Genomic DNA, 18,431 nt, shown 5'->3' with positions numbered 1-18,431 from the left:
TTTTATTTCGATCATGTAAGGAATATAAGAAACATATAAGTTTAATTTTCAATGTTATTAGACACTAATTATATGCTTTAAACTTTACTTTGTGATTTCATATTTCCTTACATGTCTTAAATGGTAGAAAATAATATTTTATTTCGATCATGTAAGGAATATAAGAAACATATAAGTTTAATTTTCAATGTTATTAGACACTAATTATATGCTTTAAACTTTACTTTGTGATCTCATATTTCCTTACATGTCTTAAATGGTAGAAAATAATATTTTATTTTGACTATGTAAGGAATATAAGAAACATATAAGCTAATTTTTGTAGCAACCAACTATAAACTCAATGGTTAAACATTATCGCTTTGCCCTAATTTTACTTAAAAACTCAGGTGTAAAACCCAAGTAAGAAGCCAGCATATATTGTGGAATCCGTTGAACAAATTCTGGAAATGACGCATTAAAATGATGATATCTTTCTTCGGCAGTCATGCTGTACAAATACCTGATTCGCATTTGGGAAGCCTGGTGAGATTTCTGTAGCACCAACCTAAAATACCTTTCTAGTTTAGGCAATTGAGTAAACATTTCTTCGTAATGATGATATTCAATGGCAATAACTTCTGTAGTTTCTGCAGCCTGAATAAAAAACTCAGATGGCTTTTGAAACAGAAAGCTGGTCAAGTCTGAGAGCCACCAGTTTTCTATAGCGAACTGTGTAGTTTGTTCTGCACCTTTAATATCAATGAAATATAACCTGACGCATCCCTTTACAACAAAATAATTTGCCTTACATATCTGCCCTTGCTCCAATAAAAATACTTTCTTTTTAACAGATATCTTTTTAAGTAAAGTGGCTAGAATTTCTTCTTCATCCCTACTTAATTTCACAAACTTATGAATATGATTATATAGTTGACTATACATTTTTATTAGGATAACATAAGAATAAAGTGTGCAAATTAACCATTACATATCAGCAGATTTTAAAATATCACTGGCATAATTGCCCCAGTCTTTCAATGCACTCTTTAAAATATCACTCAATTGTTTTTTATTTACAGGTTTCCCTTTTGAAGGTACTTTCAGCTGTGCATCTGTAACCTCTATATCTTTTACTTTCGTTGCAAACCAGGTTATATGTTCACGTGGCAAGGCTACGCCTAATATCATACCTGGCAATCCACTAAAGGTTTCCGGACCGCCAGATACCGGAATTGCATCAGCATAAAAGGCAACAACATAAATAGAATCCATAATTAAAGCATTTGCCCGTCTACAATCATAGCCTGCAATGTTTCTGAATTCGTCAGTTATTTTCCAGTTTATTTTACGGACGGAATCTTTAACCAGGTAAGTTTCTTCATAAACCGATTTTTGAATGATGCTAGTTTCGGATTTAAGATTAGTTAAAATAATGTTATTCTGCTTAGCCGTTGCAAAATTTCCTAGCCAACTGTTAGATACGCTTTCATCCGCCAGCGGATTAAAAAATGTTTGGTTATTTTTAAAAGTGAGTTCACTCTTTAAAGTTTTAAATTGCGGATTGTTTTTTTGATACTGCTCCAGCGCTTGTGCACTCCAAAAGTTATCAGGATATTTTTTTGCCTGATCTTGAATCAATGCGTAAACATTGATCTTCTTCTCAAATTCGATAATGCCCTGGTTTACAAACCTAGCATTTTGTGCCATTGCATAATTCATTGTGCAAACCAGCATTAGTAAAGTATATTTTAATTTCATTTATAATATTTCTAAGGTCAATCTTATAATGTTTTTAACGAATTTTGAATCATTACCATTCAAATCATATTTTATTTTTGAGGAGCGCCACCACCCATTTTATTAAAATCCCAAACTAAGGAGAACATAAAATAACGACTGATATTATTATAGCTCGTTTGCGTGATCATATTGGAATAGGATGATCGTCTAAATCCCCGGTTCTGATTGAATAAATCATTACCACGAATGGTAAGTTTCAAATCTTCATTTTTAAAGAAACCTTTTGTTACAGATGCATTGATAATCACCTGTTCGAAACTGGTATCAAAAGCTGGCGATTTAGGTGTATAAGTATATTCGCCATCTGTACGAATTTTGATTTTTTTCGGTAATGTAAAGCCAAATCCTCCCCAACCTTGCATCCCCCAACCTTTATTTGCACGGTCTTTTTGAAGAGAGGCTACCTGTGCGTTATAACTCGGGCCAAAGCTAAGATAGATTTCACTCTTATCCTTGTACCTGTTAATTTGTAGGGAAGGAGTAAAACTAGTACTCACAATTTGATTTAATTCTACAACATCACTTAACTGACTTTTAACATAGCTATAATTTGTATTGCCACTTGCATTAAAATTGAAACCAACATTAGTATCAAATAAAAACTTAACCTTTCTACTAAAACCGCTATATACATTATAATTAATTGGTGTTTTGTCTGATAAATTAACAGATTTAGCTATCGTCTTTCCTAAAGCATCTGTTTCTGTGCTACTAACTATTGCTTTGTTAACAAAGCTAAAACTGCCATTAATGTATATTGATTGCTGACTTAAAACTTTATAAGCATTATAACTTGCGTTAAATCGACTATTAAAGGATGGAGCCAGATCTGGATTACCAAGAGGTTGATATAATGGATTATCATTTACCCTTACCGGCTGTAACTGGTTAACAGTAGGTTGATTTGTACTTCCATTATAACTGAAGCGGAAAGCCTTTTGGGCGGAGAATTTATACATATAACTGGCCTGAGGCAACCAATTTATAAAACTTCTATTATAACTTTGATTAGAGAGTTGCTCCAATTGATCAAATTTTACGGCACTTACCTTACTACCAAAACTGATAGTTGTTTTAGGCTTTTTATAGTTAAAAACAGCTCCACCCTGATTAATGTATTGACTAGCTTTAAAATCGTTACTGAATTCTTTATCCAGAATATCATAATTTCCTGGGGTTGATTGATTGAAAGATTTACGATCAGAACGACTTTCATTGATACCGAAACCATAATTTAATACTAAAGCCAATGATTTTGTGAGTGGCTCATTGTACGTTATATTGGTACTAAAAATAGAATTCTGCGTATTATTTTTCTTTAGCTGATCAGTCACTTCCTTTCTTAAAGGCGAACTGGATTCATCATAATATTCTACAACTGAGTTCAAAAAACCATCTGAATTGATATCATTGAGATTCTGACTAATATTTACTGAATAATTACGTCCGACTTTTTTTAGCTTTTTGGTATAAAAGGCTGAGATATTAAAATTTTGTTCTTTACCATTGTTACTATTCGACTGCCTATTTTCATTCAATTTGGAGTTATCTCCTCTTAACCCAATACTATTTAAACTAGAGGTATTATCACTGTTTTTAAGCATGCCATCAACTGATACTTTAAGGTTACTTGTCGTATCCAGTGTAATGGTATATACGGCATCAATTTTCTGCCTGAAAACATTTCGATCAGAAGTTTCGTCAGTATTCGTATTAATAATTCCATCAGGTAAGTTATTTTGACTGAGGGTATTTTTAGTTGTTTTTATACCTAAGGCACCTAACTTATAATTTGTATTGATACTCTCCTTATCACTATTCCATTTATTATCATAATGTGCGCCACCAGTTAGTGCCTGTGGTATCCCTTCGCCATAATAATTTCCGTTTTCTAAATCATCTCCACCACCATAGCTAAACCACATACTTCCATCATCACCCATTTGCATATTATTATTACCTGCACCTAATTTATTGCCGTCTTCCCAACTCAAACCTGTAGTGCCGTTATTTGCAGCCGTACCATAAACAGAAAACTTTTGTTTGGCCTTGAAGCGGTTGAACAATGCCTGTCCCTGATAAAAATCTTTTGTACCATAACCGGCATCAATCTTCCCGAAGTAACCGCTTTTCTTATCCTCTTTAAGTTTGATGTTTATAGTTTGTGTTTTTTGCCCATCATCAACGCCTGTAAATGCTGCCTGATCGCTGGATTTTTCATAAAGCTGAACTTTATCCACCATATCGGCCCGAAGATTTTTAGTTACCAAGGTTGGGTCATCACCAAAAAACTCCTCCCCATCCACCAACACTTTAGGTACGGTTTTCCCCTGGGCCGTAATTTTCCCATCCTTATCCACCTGTATTCCGGGCAGTTTTTTCAATAAATCTTCAACCTTATCATTTGGTTGTATACTATAACTTGATGCGTTAAACTCTGTGGTATCGCCCTTAATTTTAATAGCCGCCTTTTCGCCTTTAATAATTACATCGGCTAAAAGCTTCGCCATTCCGGTTAAATTAATCTTACCATAATCAATATCTTTTTTGGTTGAGTCCAGGGTAAAGTGATCAACAAAATCAGCGTATTTAGGATAGGAAACCAGTAGAATAAATTTACCATTCTTAACACCGTTGATTTCAAATGAACCATTTTCGGCAGATCTGGTAAATTTCACCAGCGTAGAATCTTTAGCATTTAATACGGCAATGGTAGATCCGGAAAGTAAAGTAGTTGATGCAGTGTCAATAGTACGGCCTTTAATCTGGTGAACAATTTGCGCCTTCAGGTAGGAAGTAACAAAAACCAGAAAGCATAAGCAGAGTAGCGTTCGTTTCATAAGATAATTGATTAGTTTGGTGCTCCAATATAAAACTAATTAGTTAGTTAAAAAAGGCTTTAACTTTTTTTAACAATATGATCACACCATATTTAAATCATTAAAAAAATTATATTTAACCAAATTTAAAAATGATGAAACTTCCATCTATACAACACCTCTATCAGGGCTTATTAACTGTGGTTAAACGTTTCCCTGTGCAGTTCGTGTTTATTATTATAGCTACGGTGTGCTGGACAAACTATATTAATCTAGACCGTTACGGTACAGGTTCAATGCACAATGAATATCTCCAAAAGATTTTAGTAAAGGCGATATTAATTAGCAACCTTGGTCTTACACTTACACTCGCTTTAGATTTATTGGCAGAAAAAAAGGCATACAAGTCGGGCAAAAAGTGGCTGATCAGAATCCTAGCGGTTTTGAGTTGCCTGGCACTTTTTTTCTTATTAAATCCTGTAGATAACTTTGCTGATCAGTTGAGAATTGCACTGATGGCATTCGCTTTTCACTTGTTTGTCGCCTTTTCTCCGTTTATGGATAAAGGCCAGATTAATGGTTTCTGGCAATTTAATAAAGTATTGTTCCTGCGCTTTTTAACAGCAGCACTTTATTCTATTGTGCTGTATGGTGGTTTGGCAATAGCCTTAGTGGCTGTAGATGGTTTATTTAATGTCGCTATGAATTGGAAAACCTACATGAGTGTTTTTGCAATAATAGCCGCTGGTTTTAGTCCGGTATTCTTTTTAGCGGGCATTCCCACAAACTTTGAACAACTGGAAGTAGAGTCTTCTTATCCTAAAGGGTTGAAGATATTCACGCAATTTGTGCTCATTCCACTAATGACTATTTATCTGGCGATTTTGTTATTTTATGAAATCAAAATCATGGTGAGTTGGTCACTGCCTAAGGGATTGGTTTCGAGCCTGATTATTGGTTATGCTGTTTTTGGTATCCTATCGCTGCTCCTCATTTACCCCATGAAAGAACAGGAAGGAAACAGCTGGATAAAACTTTTTTCCCGTTTCTTTTATAGCATGCTCATTCCACTCATCTTACTCCTTTTATTGGCGGTTTGGAAACGTGTTGAACCTTACGGAATAACAGAAAGCAGGTACATATTAATTCTGATTGCCCTGTGGCTGACTTGCATAACAACTTACTTCCTTTTTAGTAAAAGGCAAAATATTAAACTCATCCCGATCAGCTTAGCTATTTTAACCATGCTCGCTGTTTATGGCCCTCAAAGTGCATCTGCTGTTTCTAAATACTCGCAAATTGCGAGGCTGAAGAAGATATTATATTCTAAAAAGTTAGAAGATCTGAATGAAAAACCATCTATGGTGAGGTATCTCATATCCAAACATGGCTTAAGTACGTTGCAGCGCTTTACTTCGAAAAACCTATCTAATATCGAAAATGCGATCGACAGTAAAGATGATTATCAATATATTAAGGATGAAATGAAAGTGGATTCTGCCTTTTCCATTTTAAAAATAAGCGATAAAGACATTTCTTCCTCCAGCATTGAATATACTTTTGTGAATGCTGATAATCAATTTCTTACAATCAGTGGATTTGATTACCTTTTGGATATCAGTAGCTATGAAAACACTGAAAAGGTTTTTAATGGCATAAAAATAAAAATAAATCGTACTAATAACAAAGACATCATGATTAACCTGGGCGATACAGCCAAATTAGCTATTAATCTGCCTAAAATTTTTGAGGAATCTGTAGCGCTGGCAAAAGCTAAAAAATTAAAATCGACTAAAGATTATAATGAATTTTTCATTCCTGCTAACAAGCTTATCTTTTCTAAAATAGTGAGGAACTATCAGTTTACTTATGTAATTGGTAAAATCAGAGGTTATAAAACTGGCAATAGTTTACAAAATAGCTGGTTTGATATTGAAGCTCATTTATTGATTAAAAAATTATAACAAAACTATTTTGGAAGGGGCTGTTTCATAATAAAAATGAACAGCCCCTTCTTTTTATGGATTGGTAGACCAAACGGCAGCATCTTTTACAAATACCCGTCTGTTAAGTTTCAACTGGGCAATAATCAATTCTGCTAAATCTTCTGGTTGCATCACCCTATCAGGATTCCCATCGGTAAGTTTTAAATCAATAGCCATATCCGTTGCTGTGGTACTAGGCGATAAGGCCGTTACCCTGATGTTGTGTTTTCTCATTTCCTGCATCAATGAAACAGAAAAAGCATTAACCGCCGCTTTAGAGGCCGAATATGCACTAGTTACTGCCGCCGGGCTAAATGCTGAAGAGCTCGAAATGCTAATAATGTCACCCGTTTGCTTTTCAATCATTTCTGGAACAACTGCTCGGGTTACATAATAAGTGCCCATTAAGTTAGTTTGAATAATCTGTTCCCAGTCTGCTATTTCCATCTCTAAGAATTTACCAAACTTACCCACACCTGCATTATTGATCAAAATTTCAATAAAACCCAATTCCCCTTTAACCAGTTCTATCGCATTGTTTACTGAATGGATATCACTGACATCCATGGTTGCAACAGCTATTTTTACGTTATACTGTTTTAACTCTTCAGCCAGTTCATCTAAATGTTTTTTTGTTCTGCCAACCAAGGCTACATTTACGCCTTCCTGTGCTAAAGCCGTTGCGATAGCTTTTCCAATACCTTTACCTGCACCGGTAATGATTGCATTTTTTCCTGATATATTTTCCATGGTTATCTTATTAATATAGCGTTACTAACTTTTGAAAAGTTGGTAACGCTATCCAAATCATTCCCTTACAAATCAAACTTAATCCCCTGCGCTAATGGCAAAGTATTAGAATAATTAATGGTATTAGTTTGCCTGCGCATATAAGCCCTCCAGGCATCAGATCCGCTTTCTCTTCCGCCACCAGTTTCCTTTTCACCACCAAATGCACCACCAATTTCAGCTCCAGATGTACCAATATTCACATTTGCAATCCCACAATCAGATCCTTTTGATGACAGAAACAGTTCAGCTTCTCTTAAATTCAAGGTCATGATTGCCGAGGATAAACCTTGCGGAACACCATTTTGTAAAGCAATTGCTTCTTCTAAAGTTTTATATTTAATCAGGTATAAAATTGGCGCAAATGTTTCATGCTGCACAATTTTATAATCATTTTTCACTTCGGCAATACATGGCTTTACATAACACCCACTACTGTAATGATCGCCGGTTAACACACCGCCTTCCACAATAAATTTACCGCCTTCGGCTTTACATTTCTGAATCGAATCCAAATATGCAGCCACAGCATCCTGATCAATCAACGGACCTACGTGATTGCTTTGATCCAGTGGATTACCAATGCGCAACTGATCATAAGCCTTCACTAATTTTTCTTTAAAGCCATCGTAAACATTTTCCTGAATAATTAATCTTCTGGTAGAGGTGCAACGCTGACCAGCTGTACCAACCGCACCAAAAACAGCACCGATTAAACTCATATCTAAATCAGCATGTTCTGAAATAATAATGGCATTATTACCCCCCAATTCCAATAAAGTTTTGCCCAGGCGTGCACCTACCGCTGCAGCAACTTCCTTTCCCATTCGGGTAGAACCTGTTGCAGAAATTAAAGCCACGCGGCCATCATTGGTCATCACCTCTCCCACTGCCCTATCACCCAAAACCAGATTACAAACTCCTTCTGCAATATCATTGGCTTTAAAAACTTTAGCAATAATATGCTGACAAGCTATTGCTGTTAAAGGTGTTTTTTCTGAAGGTTTCCAGATGCACACATTGCCACAAACTAAAGCTAAAGCGGCATTCCAGCTCCAAACCGCAACTGGAAAATTAAATGCTGAAATAATGCCAACAATCCCCAATGGATGCCATTGCTCATACATGCGGTGATTTGGGCGTTCGCTATGCATGGTTAAGCCATATAACTGGCGCGATAAGCCTACCGCAAAATCACATATATCAATCATTTCCTGCACTTCACCGAAACCTTCCTGCAAACTTTTACCCATTTCATAAGAAACAAGTGTTCCCAATGCATCTTTATTTGTCCTTAAGGCATCTCCAAACTGACGTATGATATCGCCACGTTTTGGCGCCGGAACGGTTCGCCAATCTAAAAATGCAGTCTGGGCCTTTTCCACCACCTGGTTATAGTCTTCAGCAGTTGCAACCTTTGCAGAAGCAATTAATTTTCCATCAACAGGAGAAAAACTTTCCAGCGATTCTATATTTGAAACGCCACCCCAATTACTTCCTGTACTAAAAGCAGCATTATCGGCTTTTACACCTAACTGATCCAAAATGGATTGAATATCTGTCTTCATATATCTAACGATTTACACAAAAAAACAAAAAATTAACAGAAAGCGGGTACATTTGAGTCTTTACTTTATCACAATAATTTAGATGTTGTTTTAAAGATAACTGACCCATAAAATCATAAAAAATGAATAGTAAATTTCTCACCTGCAGCACACTGTTGCTTAGCTTTTTTGTGGCAGGTAATCTTTCAGCTCAGGAAAAATCTACAGAAAAGCCTGAAAATTTATCTGTCTACCGTGTTACCCCCACTAAGATTAATGATTTGGTCCATACCAAATTAGACGTTTCCTTTGATTATGCAAAACGCTATTTAAACGGAAAAGAATGGGTAACCTTAAAGCCTCATTTTTACCCGACAGATTCCCTAACGCTTGATGCACAGGGAATGGATATCAAAACCGTTGCATTGGTGGATGCTAAAGGAAACACTCCTTTAAAATATGTATATAACGACAATAAGTTGTTCATCACACTTAATAAAAAATATACAAAACAAGAAAAATATACCATCTACATTGCTTATACGGCTAAGCCGGATGAATTAAAGGTAAAAGGTAGTGCTGCCATAACAGATGCAAAAGGATTATACTTTATAAACCCAGAAGGAACAGATAAAGATAAGCCCACCCAAATCTGGACACAGGGCGAAACTGAATCTTCTTCAGCATGGTTTCCTACTATTGATAAGCCAGACCAGAAGACCACACAGGAAATTTCAATGACGGTTAAATCGAAATACACTACACTATCTAACGGGAAATTAGTGAGCCAGAAACCCAACACAGATGGCACCAGAACGGATACCTGGAAAATGGATCTGCCACATTCGCCCTACCTGTTTATGATGGCTATTGGCGATTTTAAAATCACAAAAGACACTTATAAAGGCAAAGAAGTTAACTATTACCTGGAACCTAAGTTTGCGCCTTATGCCAAACAGATTTTTGGAAAAACCCCTGAAATGATGAAGTTTTATAGTGAAACTTTAGGCCTGGATTATCCCTGGAATAAATATGCACAAGTGGTGGCCAGAGATTATGTATCGGGTGCGATGGAAAATACGACTGCAACCTTACATGGAGAACAAATCCAGAAAACAGATCGTGAATTACTGGATGGCAATGAAGAAGGCACCATTGCACACGAACTTTTTCACCAGTGGTTTGGAGATTATGTAACGGCAGAATCATGGTCTAACTTAACCATGAACGAATCTTTTGCCACTTTTGGTGAGGTAATCTGGCACGGACATGATGCTGGTAAAGACGCAGAAGATAAATCACGATACGAAAAACTTCAATCTTATATCAGCTCCACCAAAAATGGAGAAAGCCCCGTTTTAGCCCGCTTTCATTATGCAGATAAGGAAGATATGTTTGATAACATCAGTTATGCAAAAGGATCAGTAATTTTATATGCATTAAAAAATCAGATGGGTGATGCTGCTTTTTACCAATCACTGAATAAATATTTAACCACAAATGCTTTCAAAAATGGCGAAACCCATCAACTGCGTTTGGCGATGGAAGATATTACCGGCAAAGACTGGAGTCCTTATTTTAATCAATGGTATTACAATGGCGGTCACCCTATTTTAGCTGTAGATTATGGTTATCAAAATGGAAAGGCTACCATTAAAGTGAAGCAAACACAGGATTCAAGCGTACAAACTTTTACTTTACCAATTAAAGTTGATATTTATGTAAGTGGTAAAAAGATCAGAAAGGAAATCATCATCGACAAGCGGGAACAGACTTTTTCTTTTGATGTAAGTGCCAAACCAGATTTAATTGATTTTGATGCAGATAAAATTATTGTTGGCGAAATGAACGACAATAAAGTAGCTGAAGATTATTACTTTCAATATAAAAATGCACCAAGTTATGCCAACAGGATCGAAGCACTGCAATTCATCATGCAAAGCAAGGCAAAAAGCGGTCAGCAGATTTTGTTAGCGGGCTTAAAAGATCCATCAGGAGATTTACGTGCCTTGAGTATTGCTGGTTTAAATCTAGAAGATGCACAAATTAAAGCTGCTGCGCTTCCGATTTTATTACAGCTGGCCAAAACAGACCGGGATACTGAAGTGAGATCAGCTGCAATTTCCAAACTAGCAGAAACTGGCGATCAGGCTTATAAAAATTTAATGTCTGAAAGTCTTAAAGATAGATCATATCGTGTTATTGCAGCGGGAGTAAGCGGATTGGCGAAACTCGCTCCGCAGGAAAGTTTAAGTGCATTATCAACACTGGATCAAGATACGAAAGATCATATTGCACCATCGATTGCCGAACTTTACATTAGCGATCCGAAAGATGAACACCAGGAATTTTACACCAACATTATGGATAAGGGAGACCGAAACAAAGTTTTTGCAGTGATAGGTCAATACTTTCAATACCTAAGGGCTAACACCAATCCGGCTGTGACGGAAAAGGGCGTCAAAAATATTAAAGAAGCCATTGAAAGACTAAAGTTGCAGTCTTACCTAAACAAGCAACTTTCATCGGCATATGAAGCCACCGCTCAGGGCAAATCAAAACAAGCCAGTTCAGCAAGTGGAGAAGAGAAAAAAAATCTGATGAAACAGGCTGAAATATTCAAAAATGCAGCAGCAGATTTAGGAAAGGAATAAGAATTAAGAAGTCGTCATTGCGAGAAGGCTTTTCAGCCGACGAAGCAATGACGACTTTTCTTATGAAACATAATCACCACTGCGCATTTAGGCAAATAGAAACCATGAATAGTAGCAGACCTGGATATATAAGCGAGACTATAACTACAAGCATTGCTTCCCTCAACAAAAACACGATTCTATTTCAATAAAAAGCCCCAAAGAAACTAATCCTTGAGGCTTTTGGTAAAAGCTTTATTATGATTTCCTATCGCGGCGATACATAAGTTAGGGTATCCGTAGCAGCTCGACTTGCAGGGCTTGCTCCCCATTTAAAAGAGATATAAAAAGTTTTGGTTGCCGGATCATAACGGCTATCATAAGCCGGATCGTTCACCAAAGTTGCATTTGCAGTACTTTTCATGGTTACTTTATTGGTAGTAGGGTTTACATTAATGGTTAAACCATCAATGCCACCAACGCCTGTTCCATTAGACCATACCTGACCGAAATCTACAGCAGCAGCACCATTGCTAGGTAAATCTTTGGTTAAACCTTTAAAATTACCACTCAAAACAGGATCACCTTCTCTAAATACATAGCCTTTAAAACTGTATTTACCATCATATCTGTTTCTAACAGCAACCTTTATAACTACTGAACCAAAATTCTTACTGATTACTTCTCCTGATGCATCCTTTATGGTAACTGGAAGGCCGTAGCCTATCGCCGGATCTAACACATTACTGATAAATTTTACAGGAACCTGTACGCGGCGTTGATTGGCCGGAATGGTAATGGTTACCGGCATCGTAAAAGCACTGGCTGGAACTATCGTTAAGGCTGGATCTGAAGCATGTGCTGCATTATAAGTGGCAAGTATAGCCGGATCAACAGATAACGTCACCGTGATGTCCGTAGATTTTGTATTTGCCGCAGCATAATTAATATAAAACATGTATTCACTTGGTGTATCCTGCTGAATCAATGAAGTGGTTAATGAATTTACACTACCATCACCAACTGGTGAGCCCACAGGAATTTCTACAACAGGCGTTGTGGCAGAAAAATCTGGTTGTTCATTTTTGTTTTTTAAACATGAGGATAGACTTAACATGCATAGCATTGCAATAAGCCCACTAAAAATATTTTTATTTTTCATCATTTTGCTTGATTTACTTAACATCCCAAAAAATTCTGGAAGTAAACTGGTTAATTGTACCTTCTGCTATAACATTTGCAGCATTAGTGTTATATTCCCTTTGCGGATATAGCATCCTCACCGGAATCTTTTTGGTGGTTACCGTAGAGGCAATAGAAATCGGCATATCTGCAGGTAACTCTAAACGTCTGTAATCTGTCCAGGGTTCTATGGCATTGGTACCATTCATTGCAGCCCATTTTTGCTTAATTATTAAAGCAATTTTATCACTATTGCTGGTCCAGTTTGCTACATCCTGATCTGTTAGATAAGTGGTTGCTTCAGCTTCTGTTAAACCCAGGTATACAAAGTTCGCTTTTACTGCTGCTTCGTAGTTACTTTGAGCACTGCTGGTCAGGTATCCTCTTTGCGCAGCTTCAGCCTGTAAAAACAAACTTTCAAAATCTGTAATCATCGGTTGAGACTGATCGTATGATTTTAACACGCCTTTTCCGATACTGGATACGGTTACAATGGTTTGATCGAAGTTCACATCTTGTCCCCAGATTAAACTCACATAGGTACTTCCGGCGCCATCATTAACGGTATTGTACAATTTACCTAATCTTGGGTCATCATTATCCTGTAGGAAATTCATACCATAAGAACTCGCCAACATATAACCATGTGATGCTGTTCTTGTTCCGTCAACACCATAACCGTAAACTGCCCAGAAAGGATTTTGCTTCCCTGCCGTATTCAGATAACCTGGATTGTTAAAGATTCCTTCACCAGTTCCAATGTAACCAAATCCATTAGCAGTGATTTTAGCAATTTCATCTTTAATGTATTGTGCTCTGCCTGGCATTTCAGACTGACGCAAAAGAATTCTCAGCTTTAAAGTATTGGCAAATTTACCCCACTTTTGAACATCTCCTTTTGCATATATATCGGCACCAGCATCGGCAGGACTAACTGTTGCCGTTTTAAATAAATTAGCTGCAGTATCAAGCTGTTTAGCTAAATCTTCATAAATATCCTGTGCTTTATCATATTTTGGATTCAGGAAAACCACCGATTTTGATGCCTGAGTATAAGGCACATTACCATAAAAATCTACCAGGTACTGATAGTCCCAGGCTTTCATGGTTTTGGCAACCGCTATAAAAAAGTTTTGACCAGAAGCTTTACTTTGCGTTTCCAAATAAGCATAATCATTTAAATTATCATAAAGATTAGCCCAAAGTGTAGTAGAGCCACTCCAGTTGGTGGTAAAGTTATAAGAGCGTTCTTCATACCAACCCGAAACACCACCGGGTGTCATCCAGTAGTTCATCCACAAGGCTGCAAAACTGTAGAAAATAGATCCACCTGTGGTGTACGCTGCCGTATTGTTTAAGGCTCCGGTTAAAACCAATGCTGGTTTTACCACTGTAGCATTATTGGGGTTATCGTTAATATCTAAAAAACCTTTTTTACAGGCACCAAACAATAATATTGCGGATACCGTAAACACATATATTAATTTCTTTTTCATGTTTTATTCATTAATAGTTAAAAGCCAATGGTTGCAGTGAAACCATAAATGCGAGTAGGTGGTGTTTGATTTAGGTTGTTCACACCCTGTGCATTTCCGGTTCCTACGTTAATTTCCGGGTCGGTGTATATATTATCGCTTGGTCTGAACATAAAAAGGTTTCTTCCAATCAGTGCAATGCTTGCATTTTTAATGAATTTAGCTCTGCTTTGTAGCCATTGTGCTGGCACCTGATAGGCAAGGGATAACTCTCTGATTTTCCAGAATGCAGCACTCATCACGTAGTTAGAAGCGGTATTGGTACGAATACCATCAGCCCAAAATGAACCATTTCCATTTATGGTAGTGGTGTTGGTGTTTGGCACAAATACACCTGGTGAAGTTTGGATAACTGAATTAGGATAAATAAAACGCTCACGTCCGGCCTGAGCAGAAGTATAACTAATCCCTGCAAAATCAAGTGTGCTGGCGAAACTATTGTAAAAAACATTACCACTCCGGTATTCAGCTACACCAGATAAAGTGAAGTTTTTAAAGGTGAAACTGGTGTTAACTCCTAAAACATGACTTGGATTGGTTTGTCCGAAATCTTTATTAATCGGGTTAGAAAGTGGTAATCCGGTATTTGCATCTACAATAACACGGCCATCTGGATCTGTTTGATAAGTGCTCACTTGTAACGAAGGGAAACTCTGTCCCACAACAATATAGTTATTATCGCCAATACCCAATTGATTCTGTCCCTGATATAATGACAGTACTTTATTGGTATTGTAAGAATAATTTATCCCTACATTCCATCTAAATCCATTTGATAAACCAATTACCGGTGCGGCGTTCAAGCTAAACTCAATTCCTTTGTTTTCACCTTCACCCGTGTTGATAATGGCACTGGTATAGCCTGTTGTGCCTGATAAATCTATCCCGTTGATAATTTCCTGGTCTTTGGTATTTTGCAAATAAGCAGAAGTTTCTAATGTGATGCGATTATTCAGGAAACCAATGTCAAAGCCAATTTCTTTTGAAATGGTTTGCTCAGGTTTTAGGTTTGGATCGTATACAACGTTATCAATTGAGTAACCTGCGGTACTGCCATAAGGAAAGTTACCTGCCGGATTTATTGTTGAAACCAATTTATAAGGATCAATCTGCACTGCATATACTTTTGAAATCCCCCCACGGATTTTTAAATTACTGATGACCTTACTTTCTTTTAATGCCGGAATGGCATCGGTAAGCGTTAATGCTGCATCAATCGCAGGATAAAAGAAAGATCGGTTGCTTTTGGCCAATCTCGAATCCCAGTCATTTCTTCCGGAGATGTGGATGGTTAAGTAATCATTGTATGTGGCTGTGATATCTCCAAACACACCCAATTGACGAGAGTTACGCTCAGTTTCTGAACCTACTATTTCACCTGTACGGTTATTAATGTTAAACAGATTATCAACCACTAAATTTGAGCCCGATTGAGACATGTATTTATAGTTTTTTTGTATCACCTGTGCACCACCAATAAGCGTAAATTTAAATTGATTAAACGTTTTAGTGGCAGTAGCAAGAAAATCTCCTGTATATCTGCTTTCAAATTCATTATAATCGCCTACTGATGATCTGGTGTATTGCGTAGCCGCAGCTGCTTTACCAGAGTCATGAGCAAAATCCGAATAGGTGTAAGCATAGTTTTTGTTTTTACCCTGGGTATTTTTACTACTAAAACCACCCCTTGCCATTAAACTTACCCAATCAACTGGCTTATAAGTAAAAGATAGATTTCCTAATAAATCGTCTCTGCGCTCATTATTACGGTTTTGCTGCAGGCCGAAATAAGGGCTGCTGTAATAATCATTATAGTAATCGTTAGGGTTACCATATTTCGATGTTACATCGCTATATTCAGTTAAAGGAACATTACCTGGCGTATTGATTACATTGTTATACACTTGATTGGTACTTTTATCATAGTTCCTTTGTGTGTAGTTAAATGAATAATCAGCAAAGAATTTATCAAGTTTGCGTGTACCGTTAATACGGATCGCTGTTCTGTTTGATTTATCACCTGGTACATATCCCTTGCTATTTACGCGTTGCAGGTTAATATAGGTGGTACCATTCTCACTCCCTCCTGAATAGGTAAGATCGTTTTGTTCATCGATACCGGTTTCAAAAAAACTTTCCTTTTCTCCTTCTTTGTAAGTATAAGGAACCATTTGATAGGTACCATCTTCCAATATGCGCCCCAATGGCCTGATACTTCCATCAAAACGTTCGCCGAAGGTTTGATTTTCAAAAGGCGTATATAATCCAAATCCAAAATCATCCTGAGTTGTACCACCACCAAATTCGGTTTGCTCTTTAGGGAAATAACTTAAACGATTTAGTAAAGTGGTATTAGTATAACTGATGCTGCCGCCGTCAGAAGATCCCCGTTTTGTACTTACAATAATTACACCGTTGGAAGCGTCTGATCCATAAAGTGCTGCAGCATTTGCACCTTTTAGAATATTCACATTATCAATATCATTCGGGTTAATTGAGTTCAACTGACTTAACGGCACAATGATCCCATCCAATACCAAAAGTGCCTGATTGTTTCCGGTAAAAGATCGGTTTCCCCGCAACACTACTCTTACCTGATCACCAGCATCGATTTGATTGTTTGCCTGATTAATCTGTAACCCGGCTACCTTACCTGATAAACCGGTTGCAAGGTTTGTTGGCTTGCTTGAGGTTAAGGATTTACCTGTTACCTGTTGGGTGGCATAACCAATTTCTTTTGGCTTACGTTTAATACCCAAAGCGGTAGAAATCGTAACCTCGCTTAAACTCTTGGAATCTGGTTCAAGGCTAATGTTAACATTTGATTCTGAACCCACTGAAATTTCTTTGGCTACAAACCCGATATAGGTAAATTGTAACACTTCGTTTGGGTTAACGTTAATGGTAAACTTTCCATCCGATCCGGTCGAAGCGGCTTTCTTAGAATCCTTCACACGGACACTAACTCCTGGGAGAGGCAGTCCATCATTAGATGCAACCACTTTCCCGGTTATATTTCTACTTTGTGCATCTGCTTGTATAATGCCATAAAATAAAAATATGAATAAACACAGTACGAGTTTTTTCATTGTTCTTTAGTTTGTTTTAGTTAATAATCCCCGAATTACAGTTTTTTCTTCCATTAAATCAAAATAATTAACACTTATCTTTAAAATAATTTAAATTGCATTTAAAATATCACTAAAATGTTTTAGCAATTTGATATTTAACCACAAAACACACACTAAAAACCACTTATTTTAGCTTTAATTTCTGTTTGTTTTAATTTTGATTTTAGAAACACGTTCAGACAGAAGAAACTAAACGAAAGGTGCATTTAAATCCAAAAACTACATATGAAAAAATTTATTCTTTGTTTTTTGTTCGCGCTAGCCGCATACTATTCTTTTGCACAAAATGTAACCGTAGGGCCCAGTGCGAAACCACTTTTAAAATCAGTTGTTAAAACTTCGGTTCAGGGAAGCCCCTATTTCAATGAAAGATATACCAGCGGTAAAATAAAAACAGCTAGCCAGAAAGAATTCACCATAAATAACCTGAAATACAACTTAGAAACGCAGCAACTGGAATACGCAGAAAATGATCAGATTTATGCGATTCAGGATTCGGTACAGTCATTTACTTTGGTAGATTCGCTAGGGAAGGAAAACGTATTTTTTAAATTAAATTCAGAAAACGCAACTGGCTTTTACAAAATTATTGCTGACGGCAAAATAGCGTTATTGAAAAAATACACCGTTAGAAAAGAAGAAAATCAAGATTGGTATACAAAAAAGACAGGGACTAAAAATGTTCAGCACCAGGTATACTTTACAAATCAGGATGGAATAATTAAAAACTTTATCCCTTCCATTAAAAGTATAAATGCAGTTTTGGCAGACAACAAAAACCAGGTAATGAAATTCATTAAAAATGAGCAGCTAAATCCAAAACAAGAAGATGATCTGATCAGGATATTTAATTTCTATAACACACTAAAACAGTGATCACAAAAACAAATCTAAAATCCCTCAACTTACTGCTCGTAATTTCATACAAAAGAACAAAATTCCATGCTTTATTGATGAAGAACCAGCCTTTTCTTTTCATGACCCCGTCATTACCTTAGTCAATTAAATTAATACTATTTTTGTTGGAG

The 18,431-nt window shown here is 36.7% G+C and carries 11 protein-coding genes; 3 read left to right on the top strand and 8 right to left on the bottom strand.

The window, feature by feature from the left end:
- Positions 1–354: 354 nt before the first annotated feature.
- The 3 genes from EV200_RS10390 to EV200_RS10380 form a co-directional block, all read right to left on the bottom strand.
- The gene (locus EV200_RS10390) at positions 355–924 is read right to left on the bottom strand and encodes a Crp/Fnr family transcriptional regulator (protein WP_132532080.1); all 570 of its coding nucleotides are present in this window, start codon (positions 922–924) and stop codon (positions 355–357) included.
- A gap of 42 nt (positions 925–966) precedes the next feature.
- Positions 967–1,740: a GLPGLI family protein gene (locus EV200_RS10385; protein ID WP_132532077.1), complete on the bottom strand. Its 774-nt coding sequence runs from the start codon at positions 1,738–1,740 to the stop codon at positions 967–969.
- Between the two features lie 71 nt (positions 1,741–1,811).
- A complete protein-coding gene (locus EV200_RS10380) occupies positions 1,812–4,622 on the bottom strand; it encodes a TonB-dependent receptor (protein ID WP_132532074.1) in 2,811 nt (936 codons plus the stop codon).
- Between the two features lie 131 nt (positions 4,623–4,753).
- On the opposite strand from EV200_RS10380, the gene EV200_RS10375 reads away from it, so the two are divergent.
- Positions 4,754–6,565, top strand: coding sequence for a DUF4153 domain-containing protein (locus EV200_RS10375; RefSeq protein WP_132532071.1), 1,812 nt, complete (start codon positions 4,754–4,756; stop codon positions 6,563–6,565).
- 54 nt (positions 6,566–6,619) lie between these two features.
- Here the strand turns inward: EV200_RS10375 and EV200_RS10370 are convergent, their stop codons facing one another.
- Both EV200_RS10370 and amaB read right to left on the bottom strand, forming a co-directional pair.
- Positions 6,620–7,336: a 3-ketoacyl-ACP reductase gene (locus tag EV200_RS10370; protein WP_132532068.1), complete on the bottom strand. Its 717-nt coding sequence runs from the start codon at positions 7,334–7,336 to the stop codon at positions 6,620–6,622.
- 65 nt (positions 7,337–7,401) lie between these two features.
- On the bottom strand, positions 7,402–8,943 hold the full coding sequence (gene amaB, locus EV200_RS10365) for an L-piperidine-6-carboxylate dehydrogenase (RefSeq protein ID WP_132532065.1): 1,542 nt from the start codon (positions 8,941–8,943) through the stop codon (positions 7,402–7,404).
- Between the two features lie 122 nt (positions 8,944–9,065).
- Here amaB and EV200_RS10360 point away from each other — a divergent pair, with 122 nt between their 5' ends.
- Positions 9,066–11,576, top strand: a complete 2,511-nt coding sequence (locus EV200_RS10360; protein ID WP_132532062.1) for a M1 family metallopeptidase — start codon at positions 9,066–9,068, stop codon at positions 11,574–11,576.
- A gap of 247 nt (positions 11,577–11,823) precedes the next feature.
- Here EV200_RS10360 and EV200_RS10355 read toward each other — a convergent pair whose 3' ends face one another.
- From EV200_RS10355 to EV200_RS10345, 3 genes are read right to left on the bottom strand one after another with little or no spacing between them, the layout of a single operon-like run.
- Positions 11,824–12,720 (bottom strand): DUF1735 domain-containing protein, encoded by an 897-nt coding sequence (locus tag EV200_RS10355; RefSeq protein ID WP_165877909.1) that lies wholly within the window; start codon positions 12,718–12,720, stop codon positions 11,824–11,826.
- A gap of 10 nt (positions 12,721–12,730) precedes the next feature.
- Positions 12,731–14,233: a SusD/RagB family nutrient-binding outer membrane lipoprotein gene (locus tag EV200_RS10350; protein ID WP_132532056.1), complete on the bottom strand. Its 1,503-nt coding sequence runs from the start codon at positions 14,231–14,233 to the stop codon at positions 12,731–12,733.
- A 17-nt stretch (positions 14,234–14,250) separates the two neighbouring features.
- A complete protein-coding gene (locus EV200_RS10345) occupies positions 14,251–17,361 on the bottom strand; it encodes a SusC/RagA family TonB-linked outer membrane protein (protein WP_132532053.1) in 3,111 nt (1,036 codons plus the stop codon).
- A 267-nt stretch (positions 17,362–17,628) separates the two neighbouring features.
- On the opposite strand from EV200_RS10345, the gene EV200_RS10340 reads away from it, so the two are divergent.
- A complete protein-coding gene (locus EV200_RS10340) occupies positions 17,629–18,279 on the top strand; it encodes a hypothetical protein (RefSeq protein WP_132532050.1) in 651 nt (216 codons plus the stop codon).
- The last annotated feature ends 152 nt before the right edge of the window (positions 18,280–18,431 follow it).

This window comes from Pedobacter psychrotolerans, from assembly GCF_004340665.1.
In the GTDB taxonomy this organism is placed as follows: domain Bacteria; phylum Bacteroidota; class Bacteroidia; order Sphingobacteriales; family Sphingobacteriaceae; genus Pedobacter; species Pedobacter psychrotolerans.
The sequence above is the reverse complement of the archived record's forward strand: the minus strand, read 5'-3'. Positions and strand labels throughout refer to the sequence as shown.